The 15992-nt window shown below is 74.1% G+C and carries 12 protein-coding genes and 1 tRNA gene; 7 read left to right on the plus strand and 6 right to left on the minus strand.

Annotated elements, in window-relative coordinates; translation table 11 throughout:
• Positions 1-24 precede the first annotated feature (24 nt).
• Complete coding sequence (locus GXP71_RS00735; RefSeq protein ID WP_124344215.1) at positions 25-549, minus strand: MarR family winged helix-turn-helix transcriptional regulator; 525 nt, start codon at positions 547-549, stop codon at positions 25-27.
• A 53-nt stretch (positions 550-602) separates the two neighbouring features.
• A complete protein-coding gene (locus GXP71_RS00740; protein WP_162351089.1) occupies positions 603-1214 on the minus strand; it encodes a TetR/AcrR family transcriptional regulator in 612 nt (203 codons plus the stop codon).
• A gap of 125 nt (positions 1215-1339) precedes the next feature.
• On the opposite strand from GXP71_RS00740, the gene GXP71_RS00745 reads away from it, so the two are divergent.
• The 5 genes from GXP71_RS00745 (at position 1340) to pth (ending at position 5964) form a co-directional block, all read left to right on the plus strand.
• Positions 1340-1411: transfer RNA gene (locus GXP71_RS00745), tRNA-Gln, on the plus strand.
• A 157-nt stretch (positions 1412-1568) separates the two neighbouring features.
• Entirely contained in the window at positions 1569-3224 is a 1656-nt protein-coding gene (glmU, locus tag GXP71_RS00750) for a bifunctional UDP-N-acetylglucosamine diphosphorylase/glucosamine-1-phosphate N-acetyltransferase GlmU (protein WP_162351090.1), read from the plus strand.
• Positions 3221-4204, plus strand: coding sequence for a ribose-phosphate diphosphokinase (locus tag GXP71_RS00755; RefSeq protein ID WP_124342936.1), 984 nt, complete (start codon positions 3221-3223; stop codon positions 4202-4204). The genes glmU and GXP71_RS00755 overlap by 4 nt, the downstream gene beginning before the upstream one ends.
• A gap of 424 nt (positions 4205-4628) precedes the next feature.
• Entirely contained in the window at positions 4629-5258 is a 630-nt protein-coding gene (locus tag GXP71_RS00760) for a 50S ribosomal protein L25/general stress protein Ctc (protein ID WP_162351091.1), read from the plus strand.
• Between the two features lie 85 nt (positions 5259-5343).
• Positions 5344-5964, plus strand: a complete 621-nt coding sequence (gene pth, locus GXP71_RS00765) for an aminoacyl-tRNA hydrolase (RefSeq protein WP_162351092.1) — start codon at positions 5344-5346, stop codon at positions 5962-5964.
• 149 nt (positions 5965-6113) lie between these two features.
• Here the strand turns inward: pth and GXP71_RS00770 are convergent, their stop codons facing one another.
• The 4 genes from GXP71_RS00770 to GXP71_RS00785 all read right to left on the minus strand — a co-directional run bounded on the left by GXP71_RS00770 (position 6114) and on the right by GXP71_RS00785 (position 12955).
• A complete protein-coding gene (locus GXP71_RS00770; RefSeq protein WP_162351093.1) occupies positions 6114-8321 on the minus strand; it encodes a right-handed parallel beta-helix repeat-containing protein in 2208 nt (735 codons plus the stop codon).
• Positions 8322-8722: 401 nt separating this feature from the next.
• Complete coding sequence (locus tag GXP71_RS00775; RefSeq protein WP_162351094.1) at positions 8723-10345, minus strand: right-handed parallel beta-helix repeat-containing protein; 1623 nt, start codon at positions 10343-10345, stop codon at positions 8723-8725.
• 583 nt (positions 10346-10928) lie between these two features.
• On the minus strand, positions 10929-12029 hold the full coding sequence (locus GXP71_RS00780) for a glycosyltransferase family 1 protein (RefSeq protein ID WP_162351095.1): 1101 nt from the start codon (positions 12027-12029) through the stop codon (positions 10929-10931).
• Positions 12026-12955 (minus strand): glycosyltransferase family 2 protein, encoded by a 930-nt coding sequence (locus tag GXP71_RS00785; protein ID WP_162351096.1) that lies wholly within the window; start codon positions 12953-12955, stop codon positions 12026-12028. Before GXP71_RS00785 ends, GXP71_RS00780 begins: the two co-directional genes overlap by 4 nt.
• Positions 12956-13068: 113 nt before the next feature.
• Between GXP71_RS00785 and GXP71_RS00790 the strand changes: the two genes are divergently transcribed.
• Both GXP71_RS00790 and GXP71_RS00795 read left to right on the plus strand, forming a co-directional pair.
• Positions 13069-14181 (plus strand): glycosyltransferase family 4 protein, encoded by a 1113-nt coding sequence (locus tag GXP71_RS00790; RefSeq protein ID WP_202924304.1) that lies wholly within the window; start codon positions 13069-13071, stop codon positions 14179-14181.
• A gap of 184 nt (positions 14182-14365) precedes the next feature.
• Positions 14366-15898, plus strand: coding sequence for a sugar transferase (locus GXP71_RS00795; RefSeq protein WP_162351097.1), 1533 nt, complete (start codon positions 14366-14368; stop codon positions 15896-15898).
• Positions 15899-15992: the final 94 nt, after the last annotated feature.

Here is a 15992-nt window from a genome sequence, read left to right on the forward strand (position 1 = left end):
GCCGGTCGGGCCGCCGTCATGCCCTCACGACGCGTCGAACGGTGCCACGACCTCACGCAGCAGGTCCGCGAGCCGCTGCCGGTCCGCCTCGTCGAGCTCGCCGAGGAGCCCGCGCTCGACGTCCAGCAGGTCCGCGAACGCCGCGTCGACCCGCGTCCGGCCCGCCTCCGTGAGCTGCACCAGCACGCCGCGCCGGTCGTCCGGCGACGGCTGCCGCTCGACCAGCCCGTGCTCCACGAGCCGGTCGATGCGGTTCGTCATCGTGCCGCTCGTCACGAGCGTCTGCGTGAGCAGCGCGCCGGGGGAGAGCCGGTAGGGAGCGCCCGCGCGGCGCAGCGCCGACAGGACGTCGAACTCCCAGGTCTCGAGGTCGTGCCGCGCGAAGGCTCCGCGGCGGGCGAGGTCGAGGTGGCGGGCGAGCCGGCTCACGCGCGAGAGGACCGTCAGCGGGCGCACGTCGAGGTCCGGCCGCTCGCGCTCCCACGCGAGCACGATCCGGTCGACCTCGTCCTGCGCCCCCGGGTCGTCGGGCGCCGTCCCCGGCGTCATGAGCGCGAGATTACTCGACGTCGACACAACCGGACCGGGACCCGGGCGTGTCGTCACGCGACCGGCTCGGTGTTCCGTGTGAGCTCCGGGCGCCGCTCGAGCCCGGCCAGCCCGTTCCACGCGAGGTTCACGAGGTGCGCCGCGACCTCGGCCTTGCGCGGGCGGCGCGCGTCGAGCCACCACTGGCCCGTGAGCGCGACCATCCCGACCAGCATCTGCGCGTAGATCGGCGCGGTGCGCGGGTCGAGCCCCTGCCCGCGGAACTGGTCGGCCAGCAGGTGCTCGACCTGCGTCGCGACGTCGCCGATGAGGCTCGAGAACGTGCCCGTCGCCTGCGCCACGGGGGAGTCGCGCACGAGGATCCGGAAGCCGTCCTCCGACGCCTCGATGTAGCTGAGCAGGGCCAGCGCGGTGCGCTCGACCAGCACCTTCGGGTGGCCGCCGCCCTCGAGCGCACCTGTGAGCGCACCGGTCAGCGCCTGGATCTCCCGGTCGACGACGACCGCGTAGATCCCCTCCTTGCCGCCGAAGTGCTCGTACACGACCGGCTTCGAGACCTCCGCGCGCGACGCGATCTCCTCGATGCTGGTCCCGTCGAAGCCCTTCTCGGCGAACAGCCGGCGGGAGACGTCGAGGAGCTGCGCACGACGTTCGGTCCCCGTCATGCGCGAGCGGGGTGCTCGCCTCGTCTCCGCAGCCACGGGGAACATCATGCCGTGCGCGGGCCCCGGCACGGCCGCGGACGGTGCCCGGGCGCCTGGCAGACTGTCGGCCGACGGCACGGCGCCGGTCCGCCCTGGTGTAACGGCAGCACGCAGGCCTTTGGAGCCTTGCGGTCCAGGTTCGAATCCTGGGGGCGGAGCAGGTTGCACGACGGCACCGTGCGCGGCGCGTCCGGGGGAGCGGTGCGCGCCGGCGGGACGGGCCGTCGGGACGCCCCGGACGCGGCGGTAGAGTGCAGGTGCCCACGGTCCCGCCGCCCGGAGTGCTCCGGGCAGACCCGCGAGGAGCACCCACAGGTGACGTTCCCCCGCCCGGCTGCCGTCGTCGTCCTCGCTGCTGGTGAGGGAACGCGGATGCGCTCGGCAACCCCCAAGGTCCTGCACACCCTCGCCGGCCGGAGCATGCTCGGCCACGCGCTCGCCACGGCTCGCGCGCTCGACCCCGGTCGGGTCGTCGTGGTCGTCCGCCACGGTCGCGAGGCCGTCGCGGCGCACGTCGCCGAGGTCGACCCGCAGGCGCTGCTCGCGGACCAGGACGACATCCCCGGCACCGGCCGCGCCGTCCAGGTCGCGATGTCGGCGCTCGACGCCGCCGCGCAGGCGCAGGCGGCCGGCGCGACCGGTCACGGCGTCGGTGAGCCCGGCTCCGCCGCGGGTGTGCTGCTCGACGGCGCGGTCGTCGTGGTCGCGGGTGACGTCCCGCTGCTCGACGCGGGCACGCTCGGCGAGCTGCTCGCCGCGCACCACGCGGACGGCAACGCCGTGACGGTCCTCACGACCGAGGTCGACGACCCGACCGGCTACGGCCGCATCCTGCGTGAGCCCGGCACGGGCGACGTGCTCGGCATCGTCGAGCAGAAGGACGCGGACGACGAGCAGCGCGCGATCACCGAGATCAACTCGTCGATCTACGTGTTCGACGCGGCGGTGCTGCGCGGCGCGCTCGGCCGGCTCGGTCGCGACAACGCGCAGGGCGAGGTCTACCTGACGGACGTGCTGGCGATCGCCCGCGCCGACGGGCGCCACGTCCGGGCGCTGCGGACGGACGACCCCGTGATCGTCGAGGGCGTGAACGACCGCGTGCAGCTCGCGCGGCTGCGGGCGGAGCTCAACCGCCGGATCCTCGAGGACTGGATGCGCGACGGCGTGACCGTCGTCGACCCGGCGACGACGTGGGTCGACGTGGACGTCGAGCTCGAGCGCGACGTCACGCTGCTGCCGGGCACGCAGCTGCACGGTGCGACGGTCGTCCGCGAGGGCGCGACGGTCGGCCCGGACACGACGCTCACGAGCGTCGAGGTCGGCCCCCGCGCGACGGTGAGCCGCACGCACGGCGAGCTCGCGGTGATCGGCGAGGGCGCGAGCGTCGGCCCGTTCGCCTACCTGCGGCCGGGCACGGTGCTCGGCACCGACGGCAAGATCGGCACGTTCGTCGAGACGAAGAACGCGCAGATCGGCACGGGCTCGAAGGTCCCGCACCTGTCCTACGTGGGTGACGCGACGATCGGCGAGCACACGAACATCGGCGCCGCGTCGGTGACCGTCAACTACGACGGCGTCAACAAGCACCGCACGACGATCGGCTCGCACGCCCGCACGGGCGCGGACAACATGTTCGTCGCGCCCGTCACGGTGGGTGACGGCGCGTACACGGGTGCGGGCAGCGTGATCCGGCGCGACGTCCCGCCCGGCGCCCTCGCGGTGTCCGCGGGCTCGCAGCGCAACATCGAGGGCTGGGTCGTGCGCGCCCGGGCCGGCACGGCCGCCGCCGACGCCGCCGCGCGTGCCGGTGTCGGCGCGGCCGACGAGCTGTCCCCGCAGGCGCGCGCCGAGCGCGAGCGCGCCGCCCAGGCCGCCAGCGGCCCGCGCCAGACGCCCCCGCCCGACCTGCCCGACCAGCCCACCCCGCTCGCCGACCCGGCCGGCACGACCCCTGAGGAGTCGGCGCGATGACCGGCATCGTCTCGAACGACGGCGAGAAGCGCCTCGTGCTCGTCTCCGGACGCGCGCACACCGAGCTCGCGACGGACGTCGCGGAGCACCTGGGCATCGAGCTCGTGCCGACGACGGCCTACGACTTCGCGAACGGCGAGATCTACACCCGGTTCGGCGAGTCGGTGCGCGGGTCGGACGCGTTCGTCCTGCAGTCGCACGCCCGGCCGATCAACCAGTGGATCATGGAGCAGCTGCTCATGGTCGACGCCCTCAAGCGGGCGTCCGCGAAGACGATCACCGTCGTCGCGCCCTTCTACGGCTACGCGCGCCAGGACAAGAAGCACCGCGGTCGCGAGCCGATCTCGGCCCGCCTGCTGGCGGACCTGTTCAAGACGGCCGGCGCGGACCGCCTCATGAGCGTCGACCTGCACACCGCGCAGATCCAGGGCTTCTTCGACGGCCCGGTCGACCACCTGTGGGCGATGCCGACGCTCATCGACTACGTGCGCACGCGCGTCGACTCGTCGAACGTCACGGTCGTCTCGCCCGACGCCGGCCGCATCCGCGTTGCGGAGCAGTGGGCGGCGAAGCTCGGCGGGGCGCCCCTGGCGTTCGTGCACAAGACGCGTGACATCCGCAGCCCCAACAAGACGGTCGCGAACCGCGTCGTCGGCGAGGTCGAGGGCCGGTCGTGCGTGCTCGTCGACGACCTCATCGACACGGGCGGCACGATCGCCGGCGCGGTGCGCGTGCTGCTCGACGCGGGTGCGAAGGACGTCATCGTCGCCGCGACCCACGGCGTCCTGTCGCACCCGGCGGCCGAGCGCCTGCAGGAGAGCGGCGCGCGTGAGGTGATCGTCACGGACTCGCTGCCGATCGAGGACGAGACGCGCTTCGAGAAGCTCACGGTCCTGTCGATCGCACCGCTGATCGCGCGCGCGATCCGCGAGGTCTTCGACGACGGCTCGGTGACGTCGCTGTTCGACGGCAACGCCTGACCTGCACCGACGGCCCCGGACCTGCGCGCGACGCGGGTCCGGGGCCGTCGCGGTGCCCGGCCGCGCACGACGCCCCGGGCACGATCGCCGGTGTCGTGACCTGGCGGTCACCCGGTCGTGGGCCGGCCGGGCGGGAGTTGGGGATGGGTGCCGCCAGCGGGTAAGATCGTCAGGTTGCCTCGGCGAGGGACGTCGGACGGTCGTACGACGTGGCCCAGGTGCGGTGCAGGTCCACCGCCCGGGTCGCACGGCCGCACCAGCTCCGTGATCGACTGGGCGCACGCCTCCGCGTGCCCGTCCTGCGCCCCGCGTCGAGGCCACCACCCACGCCGTTCGTCACGTGCCGCCGCCTCGGTGGCGGCACCGTCATCTCACCGTCACCCCGTCCGCGCCCGGTCGCGGACGCCTGCTCCTGGGAGTCACCGTGTCCGAGGTCAAGCTCGTCGCCACCGCCCGCACCGAGTTCGGCAAGGGCGCCGCCCGCCGCCTGCGCCGCGCCCACCAGATCCCCGCCGTCCTGTACGGGCACGGCTCGGACCCGGTCCACGTGTCCCTCCCGGGCCACGAGACGATGCTCGCGGTCAAGCACGCGAACGCGCTCTTCGAGATCGAGCTCGACGGCAAGACCACCCTCGCCCTGGCCAAGGACGTCCAGATCGAGCCGGTGCGCAACGTCATCGAGCACGTCGACCTGCTCATCGTGACGAAGGGCGAGAAGGTCTCCGTCGAGGTGCCGGTGCACGTCGTCGGCGAGTCCGCGCCCGGCACGATCCACGTCGTCGAGACGCAGGCCGTGTCCCTGGAGGCCGAGGCGACGCACCTGCCGCAGAACGTCGAGGTCGACATCGCGGGCCTCGAGGCCGGCGCGATCGTCCACGCGGGCGACCTCACGCTCCCCAAGGGCGCGACGCTCGTCACGGACGCCGAGGCGATCGTGCTGACCGTCTCGCAGCCGCAGGCGTCGGCGGACGACATCGCCGCCGACGAGGCCGCTGCCGAGCTCGCCGCCGAGCAGTCGGCCGCCTCCGCCGCGGACGCCCCGGCCGAGGCCTGAGCCTCCAGCACCACCCGCGACGCCCGGTACCGTTCCTGCGGTGCCGGGCGTCGTCGTTCGTCCGACCTCGACGCAGGGAGCGTTCATGACCGACGGACCGTGGCTCGTCGTGGGTCTCGGCAACCCCGGGCCGCAGTACGCGGGCAACCGGCACAACGTGGGCCAGATGGTCCTCGACGAGCTCGCGCGCCGCACGGGCGCGTCGTTCGGCGGCAAGGGTGGCGGCGTGCTGTCGCGACGGCCTCAGGCGGCCGTCGCCGAGGCCCGGCTCGGGACGCTCCCGGGCGGCGTGCCGGGTCCGCGCGTGATCCTCGCGAAGCCGACGACGTACATGAACGTCTCGGGCGGGCCCGTCGCGGCACTCGCGAAGTACTACGACGTGCCCGTCGAGCGTGTCGTCATGGTGCACGACGAGCTCGACATCCCGTTCGCGGACGTGCGGCTCAAGCGCGGCGGCGGCGAGGGCGGGCACAACGGCCTGCGTGACACGACGAAGGCACTCGGGTCGAAGGACTACGTGCGGGTGCGCGTCGGCGTGGGCCGGCCGCCGGGTCGGATGGACCCCGCCGACTTCGTGCTGCGGGACTTCGCGAAGCCCGAGCTCAAGGACCTGCCGTGGCTGGTCGACGCGGCGGCGGACGCCGTGGAGGCGGTCGTCGTCGAGGGTCTCGAGAAGGCGCAGCTGCGCTTCCACACCAAGGCCTGACCGCGGTCAGGGCGGCGACGGCCGGCGTACCGCCCGCGCGCCCGACCCGCGGGCCGGGCGGCGACGGCCGGCGTACCGCCGCGCGCCTGGACGCGACCGAGGCCGGCACCCCGTCGATCGGGTGCCGGCCTCGGTCGTCCGTGCTGCCGTCAGTCGCCGCGCGAGACGCTCACGGGGCTGCCGTCGGTCCACGTGTTGCGCGCCACGGTCAGCACCTTGGTCGTGCTCGACGGTGCGATGATCGCGCAGCTCGCGACGCGCTGGTCGCGGGTGAACACGTTGTCGGTGATGACGACGCCCTGGAACGCGCCCCTGCCCTTCTCGGCGAAGTTCACGGTGCACCCGCCGCCCCCGGCCCAGTTCTTGGAGATCGTCACGTTCGAGACGACGCCCTGGTCCTGCGTGAACTGGATGCCGCTGTTGGTCGCGTCCTCGATCGTGTTGCCGACGATCGTGATGTTGGACCCGGCCTGGATCTGCACGGTGTCGTCGTGGCTCGGGGTGTTGTTCTGCAGCGGGTCCTTCTCGTAGTGCAGGTTGTCGTGCAGCCAGGACGACTCGATCGTCACGTTGCCGCCGGTGAGGTGGAACACGTCGATCACGTCGTGGATGTTGCTGCGGCGCACGGTGATGTTCGAGCCGCGCACGCCGTCGATGTGGGCGGACGGGGCCTGCGCGTAGAGCTCGCTGTCCTGGATGAGCACGCTCGCACCGCTCGTGTTGTTGGTGACGAGCGCGCGCTGGATGGTCGTCGCGTAGCCGCGGATGATCGAGTTCTTGATCGTCACGTTGGGCGCGGCGATCTTGACGAACCCGCGGATGTCCAGCGAGTCGACCACCGCTCCGGGCGTGGTGACCGTGAGGTCGCCCTCGTGCACGGTCAGCCGCGTGCCGGCGGGGACGCCGGTGTTCGACGCGCCGGGCTTGGCCGAGCCGGGGGCTGCCGTCGTCTGCGGCTTGGGCGTCGGAGTCGCCGTCGGGGCGGCGGTCGGCTTGGGCGTGGCGGTCGCGGTCGGCGTGGCCGTCGGGGTCGGCGTCGGGGTCGGGGTGGGCGTCGGCGTGGGGGTCGCGGTGGGCGTGGGCGTCCGCGTCGGGGGTGGCACGGTCACGCCGCCGGGTCCGACGACGTACCCGACGACCTCGGGCGTGACGCGCACGCTCGCGTCGGTCGACGTGAGCGTGATGGTGTCGCGGGCAGAGCCGCCGAGCGGGACGAGCGCCTGGTTGCGCGCGGGCGCGTCGGGCGACGCGACGAGGAAGGACGTCTCGCGGCACTCGTCGGAGGCGGCGGTGCCCGGGCACGCGCTCACGGTGGTCGGGCGCCACGCGCCCTTGGCGGTCAGGCGCACCTGGACGGCGGTCGCGTTGGCGGGGACGTCCTCGAGCCGGAGCGGCGTGCTCGCGCCGGACCTCACGACCGTCGCGCCGAGCGTGTCCGGCTCGTCGAGCGTCTGGAGGTTGCCGCCGGTGCTGCTGACGGTCCGGGCGACGTACCAGCCGTCGACGTCGACCGCGATGGTGTGGTCGCCCTGCTGGTTGAAGAGCTGCAGGGTCCCGCCCGCACCGAGGCGGACGACGAGCGACGCCTGTCGGGCGCGTTCCGGGATCGGGTTGAGCACCGACGTCGCGGCGCACGTCGCCGCGGTCTGGCCCTCGGGGCAGACGGCGACGTAGGACGTCTCGGTGCTCGCGGTCGACGTGAGGCGCAGGGCGACGGCGGTCGCGCCCTTCGGCGCCTCGGGCACGGCGACGGTCGTGGTGCCTCGACCCGAGACGGTGGTCTCGAGCACGCGGTGCGGGTCGACGGGCACGTACAGCGAGTCCTCGGCGGCGGAGCCCTTGGCGGCGTCGACGCCGAACCCGTGCAGGTCGGCGAACACGCGGGTGTCGGCGCTCGCCTGGAGGGTGACGGTCGGTCGTGCGGCGCTCACCGGCACGGAGACCGTCGCGGACGCGGGCTCCTCGGCCGTGACGACGAGCGCGGGTGCGGCGGTGCAGGCGTCCGTCGCCGCGGTGCCGGGGCAGACGGAGACGCGGGTGGTCGCCGCCGTCGTGCGGGCGGCCGTGACCTGCAGCGTGGCGGACGTCGCGCCTGCCGGGACCGCGGGGAGCGTGACGGTGACGGTGCCGCCGGCGGCGAGCGTCGTGCCGGAGAGCACACGGTTCGGGGCGACGGGGCGGTAGACCCCGATGGGGGCGGACTCCGCGGGGGCGATGATCGCGACGACGAGGGCGACGGCGAGGGCTGCGGCGGAGGCGACCGTGGTGACGAGGCGCCGCGTCGGTGCGGCCGCCCGTGGGCGGCGTGCTGCGCGGTGGGTCGGCGGGTGCTGCGTCTCGCTGTGTCGTCCTCGCACGGGCGGTCTCCGAAGGTCGGGGCCAGGTCGTCGAGCGGCGATCCGACAGGGTCCGTCACGGGTGGGAGCACCCGTTCGTGGAGGGTCCTGCCGTGCCCGCGAGAGCCCGGGCCTGCGACTTCGTCGCGTAGGTGGCCCTGGCTCGCCGCGCACGCCGACTATAGGAGAAACACCCATTCGGCGGAATCACGGCGTCTCGGACATGCGTCCCGGACGCCGTGACCTGTTCGTGACCTGCGTCGGGACCGCGAGGCAACGGATCTCGACATGTGGGACGTCTTCACCCGCCCGTCCTGAGCCACGACGGACGGAGCCCGCCCCGGGGGGTCCGGGGCGGGCTCCGTCGTGCGGTCGCGCCGGCCCGGTGGGACCGGCGCGACCGGGGTGTGCAGATGGGCTGGTCAGCTGCCCTTGCGGACCGAGGCGACGACGCCGTCGGTGAAGTAGTTGTTCGAGGTGGTGACGACTGTGGTGGTGGGCGCGATGATCGCGCAGTTGTAGTTCTTGGTCGTGCGCCCGAACTTGTTGTCCTTGACGGTGATCCCCTGGAAGGGGCCCTTGCCCTTCTCGGCGAGGTTCACGGTGCAGCCGCCGCCGTCGAGCATGTTCTTGTCGATGGTGACGTTGGAGACGGTGCCCTGGTCCTGGGTGAACTGGATGCCGGTGTTGAACGCGCCCGAGATGTTGTTGCCGACGATCCGCATGTTGTTGCCCTTCTGGATCTGGATCGAGTCGTCGTGGCTCGGGGTGTTGTTCTGGGCGGGGTCGACCTCGTAGTGCAGGTTGTCGTGCAGGTAGGAGGCCTCGATGGTGACGTTGTCGCCGTAGATGTGGGCCATGTCGATGACGTCGTGCAGGTTCACGCGCTGGAGCTTGAAGTTGTAGCCGCGCACGCCGTCGACCCAGGGGCCGGGCACGGAGTTGTAGAGCTCGGAGTCGATCACCGTGACCGACGCGGTCGAGGACGCGCTGGTGACGAGCGCGGTCTGCGTCGAGGTCGCGCGGCCGCGGATGATCGAGTTCTTGATCGTGACGTTCGGGGCGGCGACCTTGACGAAGCCGCGCACGTCGAGCCCGTCGATCACGGTGTTGGGCGTCGTGATGGTGAGGTCGCCGTTGTGCACGGTGAGCTTGGTGCCGTTCGGGACGCCGGTGGTGGTCGCGTCGGGAACGTACGTGCCGACGGCACCCGGGGCGACGGGCGCGGGGACCGACGCCTCGGTGGACGTGGCGCGGACGTCGGCGACGCGGACCGTGATGGGGGCGTTGGTCACGGACGAGCCGGTGTAGCCGGCGAACGCGATGCCGCCGGGGGCCTGCAGGGCCGCGGCGCTGTCGGTCGCGGTGAGCTGCCAGTCGGCGGGCTCGGTCGCGGTGGTCGACCAGACCTTCGCCTTGAGCGTGGTGGGCGCGGTGCCGGTGACGACCAGGCGCACGTTGAGCTGCTTGCCGGCCGCGCCCAGGCCCATGAGGGTCTGCGAGGAGAGCGTCGTGACGGTCGAGCCGTTCACGCTGATCAGCGACGCGCGGATGTTGCCGTCGGCCAGCACCTTCGCACGCAGGCGGTAGGCCGCGGTGGCCGAGACGTTGCGGCCCGTGACGTCGGCGTCGACGGCACCGCCGACCGGCGCCTTGTCGAGGCTGACCACCGCACGGAGGTCGGTGTCGGTCGACTTCACGGACGGCAGCGAGGAGCTGAGCTGCCAGCCGGCCTTGCGCACGGCCATGCTCGCGGTGCCGTTGGCGACGGTGTAGTCGGTCGCGTCGCCGCCGGCGGCGGCCCATGCCCCACCCGTCGTCGCGGTGCCCCAGCCACCCTGCACCGTGCGCCCGAACGCGTCGACGGCGACCGTCGTCGGGGCGGTGATGGTCGCGGCGAGCGACTGGGCGCTGCTGGTGTAGTCGGGCGTCGTCGCGGAGGCCGGGACCGCGAGGCTCACGAGGCCCACGGAGAGCGCACCGGTGAGCACCGCGAGGGCGGCGCGGCGGACCGGCGCGGAGACGTGCAGGCGTGCGGAAGACATGCAAAAACTCCTCGGGGTATGAGAGTCGCTAGGGCCCTCGACCGGGTCGGGTCGTGGCCGGGGCAGGAGCCCGGGGGAACCTGCGGGCTGCCTGGCCCGCGGTTCGCGACGCCAATCAACTTATCGGCGGGATTCCGCCGGACTTGCGCCACTGGTCCCAACTTTATGTCAGCCGTTATGTCCTGAAGTGGGCACCCGGCGACGTCCGACATACCCTGACCTGTGCCTTCGCTGGGGAATGTCCGGATTGCCCGGGGTGACAAGTTTTCCAGGTGAGTTATGTCACAGGTGCGTCGCGTATCGCCCACGACGGCAGCAATCGGACGAAATCGTTATCGACGCCGTCACCCGAACGGCCCTGGTCGGGCCTCGGGGAGGGTGCGGCGCGCCCCCGCCGACGGCCTCTCCGGGGCGCCGCGCTCCGCCGCCCGGGGGAGCGGGCGCACCCGTGCGGCGCGCTTCTGGTAGGCGTGCGGGACGGGGTGAAATGCGCGTGCGCCGGCCGGGCGGAGGGCCGGACGGGTGAACGCGGCGTCACGCGTCCGGGTGACGGACGGTCGTCCCGCCTACCGGACGGGGAGCGTCAGCGCGCGGCGGTCTCCCGGACGGCGGCCGCGCGGCGCAGCGCCGCGACCAGCTCGGCGGCCGACCGGTCCCACCCGAACGCCTCCACGTGGCGGCGCGCCGCGTCGGCGTCGAGCACGAGCCGCCCCGCGAACGCGTCCGTGAGGTGCGCGGCGAACGCGCCCGCGGCGTCGGGCGCCGCGAGGTCGACGTAGGTGCACGCCGCACCCCCGGCCTCCGGGACGGCCGTCGCGTCGGACGCCACGACCGGCGTCCCCACGGCGAGCGCCTCGAGCACCGGGATGCCCCACCCCTCGCCACGGCTCGGGAAGAGGAACACCGTCGCGCGCCGGTACAGCTCCCACAGCTCGTCCTGCGGCACGTCGCTCAGGTGGACGGCGCGCGGCTCGGCGGCGAGGCGCGCGAGCGTCGTCGGGTCCTCGAAGTCGTCGCGCCCGACGACCACCAGCCGCACGTCGGGGTCCGCGACCCGCGCGAACGCGTCGAGCGCGAGCGCGAGGTTCTTGCGGGGCTCCAGGCGCCCGACCATGAGCGCGTACCGCGTCCCCGCCGGCACCTGCTCCGGCAGCGCGGCGGACGTCGGCGGGGGCGGCTCGACGCCGTTGTGCACGAGCAGCACGTCCTCCGCGCGCCGGCGGTAGACCCGCGCGATCTGCGACCGCGAGTACTCCGACACCGTGGCGACCGTCCCCGCGCGCCGGGCCGACCAGCCCACCAGCACCTTGTTGCGCCAACGGGTCCCGCGGCCGAAGAACTCCGGGTGGGTCTCGAACAGCACGTCGTGCACGACGACGAGCTGACGGTCCGGGTAGCGCGGCGGGCTGAAGTACTGCGTCACCAGCACATCGAGACGGTCCTCGCGCACGGCGCGCGGCCAGAACCGGAGGTTGCGGCCGACCGGCCCGCCGGGTGGCAGCACGCGGTGCTCGACCTCGACGTCCCCGAGCAACGACGCCGTGCGCGCCGGGTCACCCGAGTACACGACGAACGTGAGGTCGGGCGCGAGCGCCGGAGCCCGCCGCAGCGTCTCGAGCACCCACGTCCGCGTGCCCTGGAACTTGCCGTCGAGCACGTGCGCGTCGACCCCGACCCGCGTCACGCGGCCACCTCCGTCCGTCGTGCGCGCGCCGCGGGGCGCACCAGCGCGCGCACCGCCCAGCCGACGCCCTCCGCGGAACCGCGGACGACCGCCCCCACCGGGCGCACGGGCCGCAGCAGCTGCCGCCGCCCGCCGCGCAGCAGGACCTGCCACGCGTACGCGGGCGTGCGCCACAACCAGCGGCGGACGTCGGCCGGGGGCAGGTGCTTCGCCGCGAACACGAGCCGGTTGCGGCAGTTGTAGCGGTAGTACGTCGGCGACTTCGCGCGGGACCCGGCCGTCTCCTGCGTGCCGCCGACGTCGTGCACGACGACCAGGTCGTGCCGCACCTGCAGCGTGCCGCCGGCCGCCGTCCAGCGCGCCGACAGGTCGACGTCCTCCCAGTAGAGGAAGTAGTCGTCGTCGAACCCGCCCACGCGCGTCCACTCGCCCACGTCCGCCGCGAGGCACGCCCCCGACAGCCACCCCGCCGTCTGCGGGCCCGCGGGCGCCTCCACGTTGCGCGTCCGCGCGCCGGCGACGTCGAGCGCGCCGCCCGTGAACCACGGACGGCCGTCCGGCCGGAGCACGCGCGGCGACACCAGCGTCCCGGGGGACGTGGCGACGGCGTCGGCGAGCGCGTCGAGCACCGCGGCCGTGACGCGCGCATCGGGGTTCACGACGACGACGGACGTGCAGCCGAGCGCCGCGGCCCGCGCCACGCCCGTGTCGACCGCAGCGCCGAACCCCGCGTTCGTCGGGTTCTCGACCAGCTCCCAGCCGTGCTCGGCGGCGACCGCGCGCACGTCGGAGCGCTCGCGCGGACCCTTGAAGTTGTCGACGACCACCACCGCGGCCGGTCGGCGCAGGGCGGCGACGTCGACGTCGGCGAGGTTCGCGCGCAGCAGCGAGGCGGAGCCGTAGCTCACGACGACGATCCCGAGCACGGACGAACGCTATCTTGTCGCACACCCCGCGACGGCGGCCGGGAGCGGGTGAGACCGCAGGCCGGACGGCCCTCCGGCCCCCGCGGGGTCACCCGGACGACGAGGAGAGACCCGTGACGACAGCGAGCGCCGCCGGCGCCGGCCGCACCGCGCTGCCGCGCGTCCGGCTCTACGAGACGCTGCGCACCGCGCACCTCGAGCGGGCCCACGAGCTCGCGCCCGCCTCGATCGTCTACCGGCGGCGTCGCTACGACTTCGACACGGCGCTCGCGCGCGGGCTCGACCTCGTCGAGGCGGGGCCCGCCCGCGCGGCGTGGGTGCTCGCGCGGTCCGACGTGCGCGAGGTCGAGGTGAACGAGCCGCTCATGGTGTCGAGCCTGCGGCGGTCCGCGCTCGCGCTCGCGGCCGTCGACCTGTCGCGGCGCGTCCGGCGCCGGCCCCGCGCCCTCGTCGTCACCTACGCGATCGCGAACGACGACCCCTTCCGCCCGCCTGCACGTCCCGGACCCGCCGGCCGCGCCCGGCGCTGGCTCGACGCGCGCCTGATCGCACGCGTCGCGGGCCGCGTCGACCGCGTCGTGTTCGGGACGCCCGCCGCGCAGGAGCTCTACGGTGCGCGGGTCCCCGCGCTGCGGCACGCGGACCAGGTGCTGCTGCCCGCGCTGCCGACGGCGTGCACGTGCGGACCGCTCGACGGCAAGGACGTGGACGAGGTGCTGTTCGTGGGCGCCTTCGAGGAGCGCAAGGGGGTGCGCGAGCTGCTCGCGGCGTGGCCCGCCGTCGTCGCGGCTCGCCCCGGGGCGCGGCTCACGCTCGTCGGCAAGGGCCCGCTCCTGGACGAGGTGCGGGCGGCCGTGGCCGACCGGCCCGAGGTCACGGTGGTGGTCGACCCGCCGCGGGCGGAGGTGCACGCCCACCAACGGCGGGCCGCCGTCGCGGTGCTGCTGTCGCAGCGCACGCGGACGTGGCGAGAGCAGGTGGGTCTGCCGGTCGTCGAGGGGCTCGCGCACGGCTGCGCCGTGCTCGCCACGACCGAGACGGGGCTCGCCGCGTGGCTCGCGGACCACGGTCACGGGGTCGTGGCGCCCGACGCGCCGCCCGCCGAGGTCGCCGCCGCGCTCGTCGACCTCCTCGCGTCGCGCCGCCCGGTGGCGTCGGTGCTGGCCGACCTGCCGGAGGTCGACGGCCGGCTCGCCGCGGACGCCTGGCTGCTGCGCGCGCGCTGACCTGGACGGACACCCTGCACGCGCGGAGAGCGCTGCCCGGAGGGTCCGGCACCGGGTGAACACGATCGGGTGTGAGTCAGGGCACAGTCGGGCGCACGGGTGAAAAGCGGTCTAGCGTGATGAATCAGACATACACCCCGTATTACGTTCATCCACAGTTCTCGCACGAGGGGGGTGGGTGTTCATGACGCTGACAGCCGGGCACGGGTCCGAACGGACCGACGCGTGGCTCGAGCGGCGCCGACCCGCCAAGTTCCCCCGACGCTCGTGGGCGTCCCCGGAGCCGTTCGTGCGCCGGGCGACCGAGCACAACTCCGGCGAGGACGCGCTCGGCGCGCTCCCGTGGGTGCACAGCGCGTCCGGCTACCAGCGCGTGACGGTCGCCATCGACGCGATCGCGGTCGGCGCGGGCGTGACCGCGGCCGCGGCTCTCGGCGGGGACTCGTGGTCCTCCGCCCTGCTCCTCGGCGGGCTGTCCGCCGTCGCGCTGCCCGTCACGGTCGCCGCGATGCGCGGCTACGAGCGACACAACCTGGGCGACGGTCCGGGCGAGTTCCAGGTGCTGCTGCGCTCGTCGGTGCTGCTCGCGGCGCTCGTCATGGCCATCGCCTACCTCACGACGCTGCCCGTCCCGCGTGAGGTCGTCCTCGTCGGCGTCCCCGTCGCGGCGGCCGCGGCGTGCACCGCGCGCTACGTGCACCGCCGGTTCCTGCACGCCCGACGCAACCGCGGGCAGGCGATGATGCGGACGATCGTGGTCGGCGACACCGTGGCCGTCGCCGACGTGATCGACGACCTCGGCCTCGCGCCCTACCACGGCTACCTCGTGATCGGCACGTGCCTGTCCGACGTCGAGCCCGAGACCGAGGTGCCGGTCCCGACGCTCGGCGCGCTCGCCGACATCCCGCAGATCGTGTCCGACTACGCCGTGTCGGTCGTCGTCGTCGCGGGCAACGCCCTGAGCGGGCAGGCACTGCGCCGCCTGTCGTGGGCGCTGCGCCGCGCGGGCGCCGAGCTCGTCGTCGCGCCGGGCCTCGTGGAGGTCGCGCAGGAGCGTGTGAGCGTGCACCCGACCGCAGGCCTGTCGCTGCTGCGGCTCGAGATCGAGCCCCCGCGCCGGCGCCTGGTCGCGAAGGCGGTCATGGACCGCGCGCTCGGCCTCGTGGCCCTCATGCTCGTCGCGCCGGTCATCCTGGTGGCCGCGCTCGCGGTGCGGCTCACGTCGCCCGGGCGCGCCTTCTACACGCAGACGCGAGTCGGCGTGGACGGGCGCGAGTTCACGATCTGGAAGCTGCGCAGCATGTACCGCGACGCCGACCGGCGCCGGGCCGAGCTGCTCGACAGCAGCGACCGTGACGGGCTCATGTTCAAGATGGCGCGCGACCCGCGGGTCACGCCCGTCGGACGCGTGCTGCGGCGGTTCTCGCTCGACGAGCTCCCGCAGTTCTACAACGTGGTCCGCGGCGACATGTCGCTCGTCGGCCCGCGCCCGCCGCTGCGCGAGGAGGTGCTCGGCTACCACGACGCGGTCCACCAGCGCCTGCGCGTCAAGCCCGGCATCACGGGCCTGTGGCAGGTGAGCGGCCGCTCCGACCTGCCGTGGGACGAGTCGATCCGGCTCGACCTGCGCTACGTGGACAACTGGTCCGTGACGATGGACCTCATGATCCTGTGGAAGACGTTCCGCGCCGTGGTCACCGGCGCCGGCGCGTACTGACGCAGCGCCGCCCGCACCGCGGCGAGCTCCCGGTCCGGTCGCGGCCGGAACGGACACAGACGGACGACCCGGACGGCGGTACCCCGCCGCGCCC

It is taken from the genome of Cellulomonas sp. H30R-01 (assembly GCF_010119915.1).
Classification (GTDB): Bacteria; Actinomycetota; Actinomycetes; order Actinomycetales; family Cellulomonadaceae; genus Cellulomonas; species Cellulomonas algicola.

What these genes read in the sequence shown, in the direction of transcription:
- GXP71_RS00735 (WP_124344215.1), bottom strand. Translation starts at nt 549, where the DNA reads ATGACGCCGGGGACGGCGCCCGACGACCCGGGGGCGCAGGACGAGGTC.
- GXP71_RS00740 (WP_162351089.1), bottom strand. Translation starts at nt 1,214, where the DNA reads ATGACGGGGACCGAACGTCGTGCGCAGCTCCTCGACGTCTCCCGCCGG.
- GXP71_RS00755 (WP_124342936.1), top strand. Translation starts at nt 3,221, where the DNA reads ATGACCGGCATCGTCTCGAACGACGGCGAGAAGCGCCTCGTGCTCGTC.
- pth (WP_162351092.1), top strand. Translation starts at nt 5,344, where the DNA reads ATGACCGACGGACCGTGGCTCGTCGTGGGTCTCGGCAACCCCGGGCCG.
- GXP71_RS00775 (WP_162351094.1), bottom strand. Translation starts at nt 10,345, where the DNA reads ATGTCTTCCGCACGCCTGCACGTCTCCGCGCCGGTCCGCCGCGCCGCC.
- GXP71_RS00795 (WP_162351097.1), top strand. Translation starts at nt 14,366, where the DNA reads ATGACGCTGACAGCCGGGCACGGGTCCGAACGGACCGACGCGTGGCTC.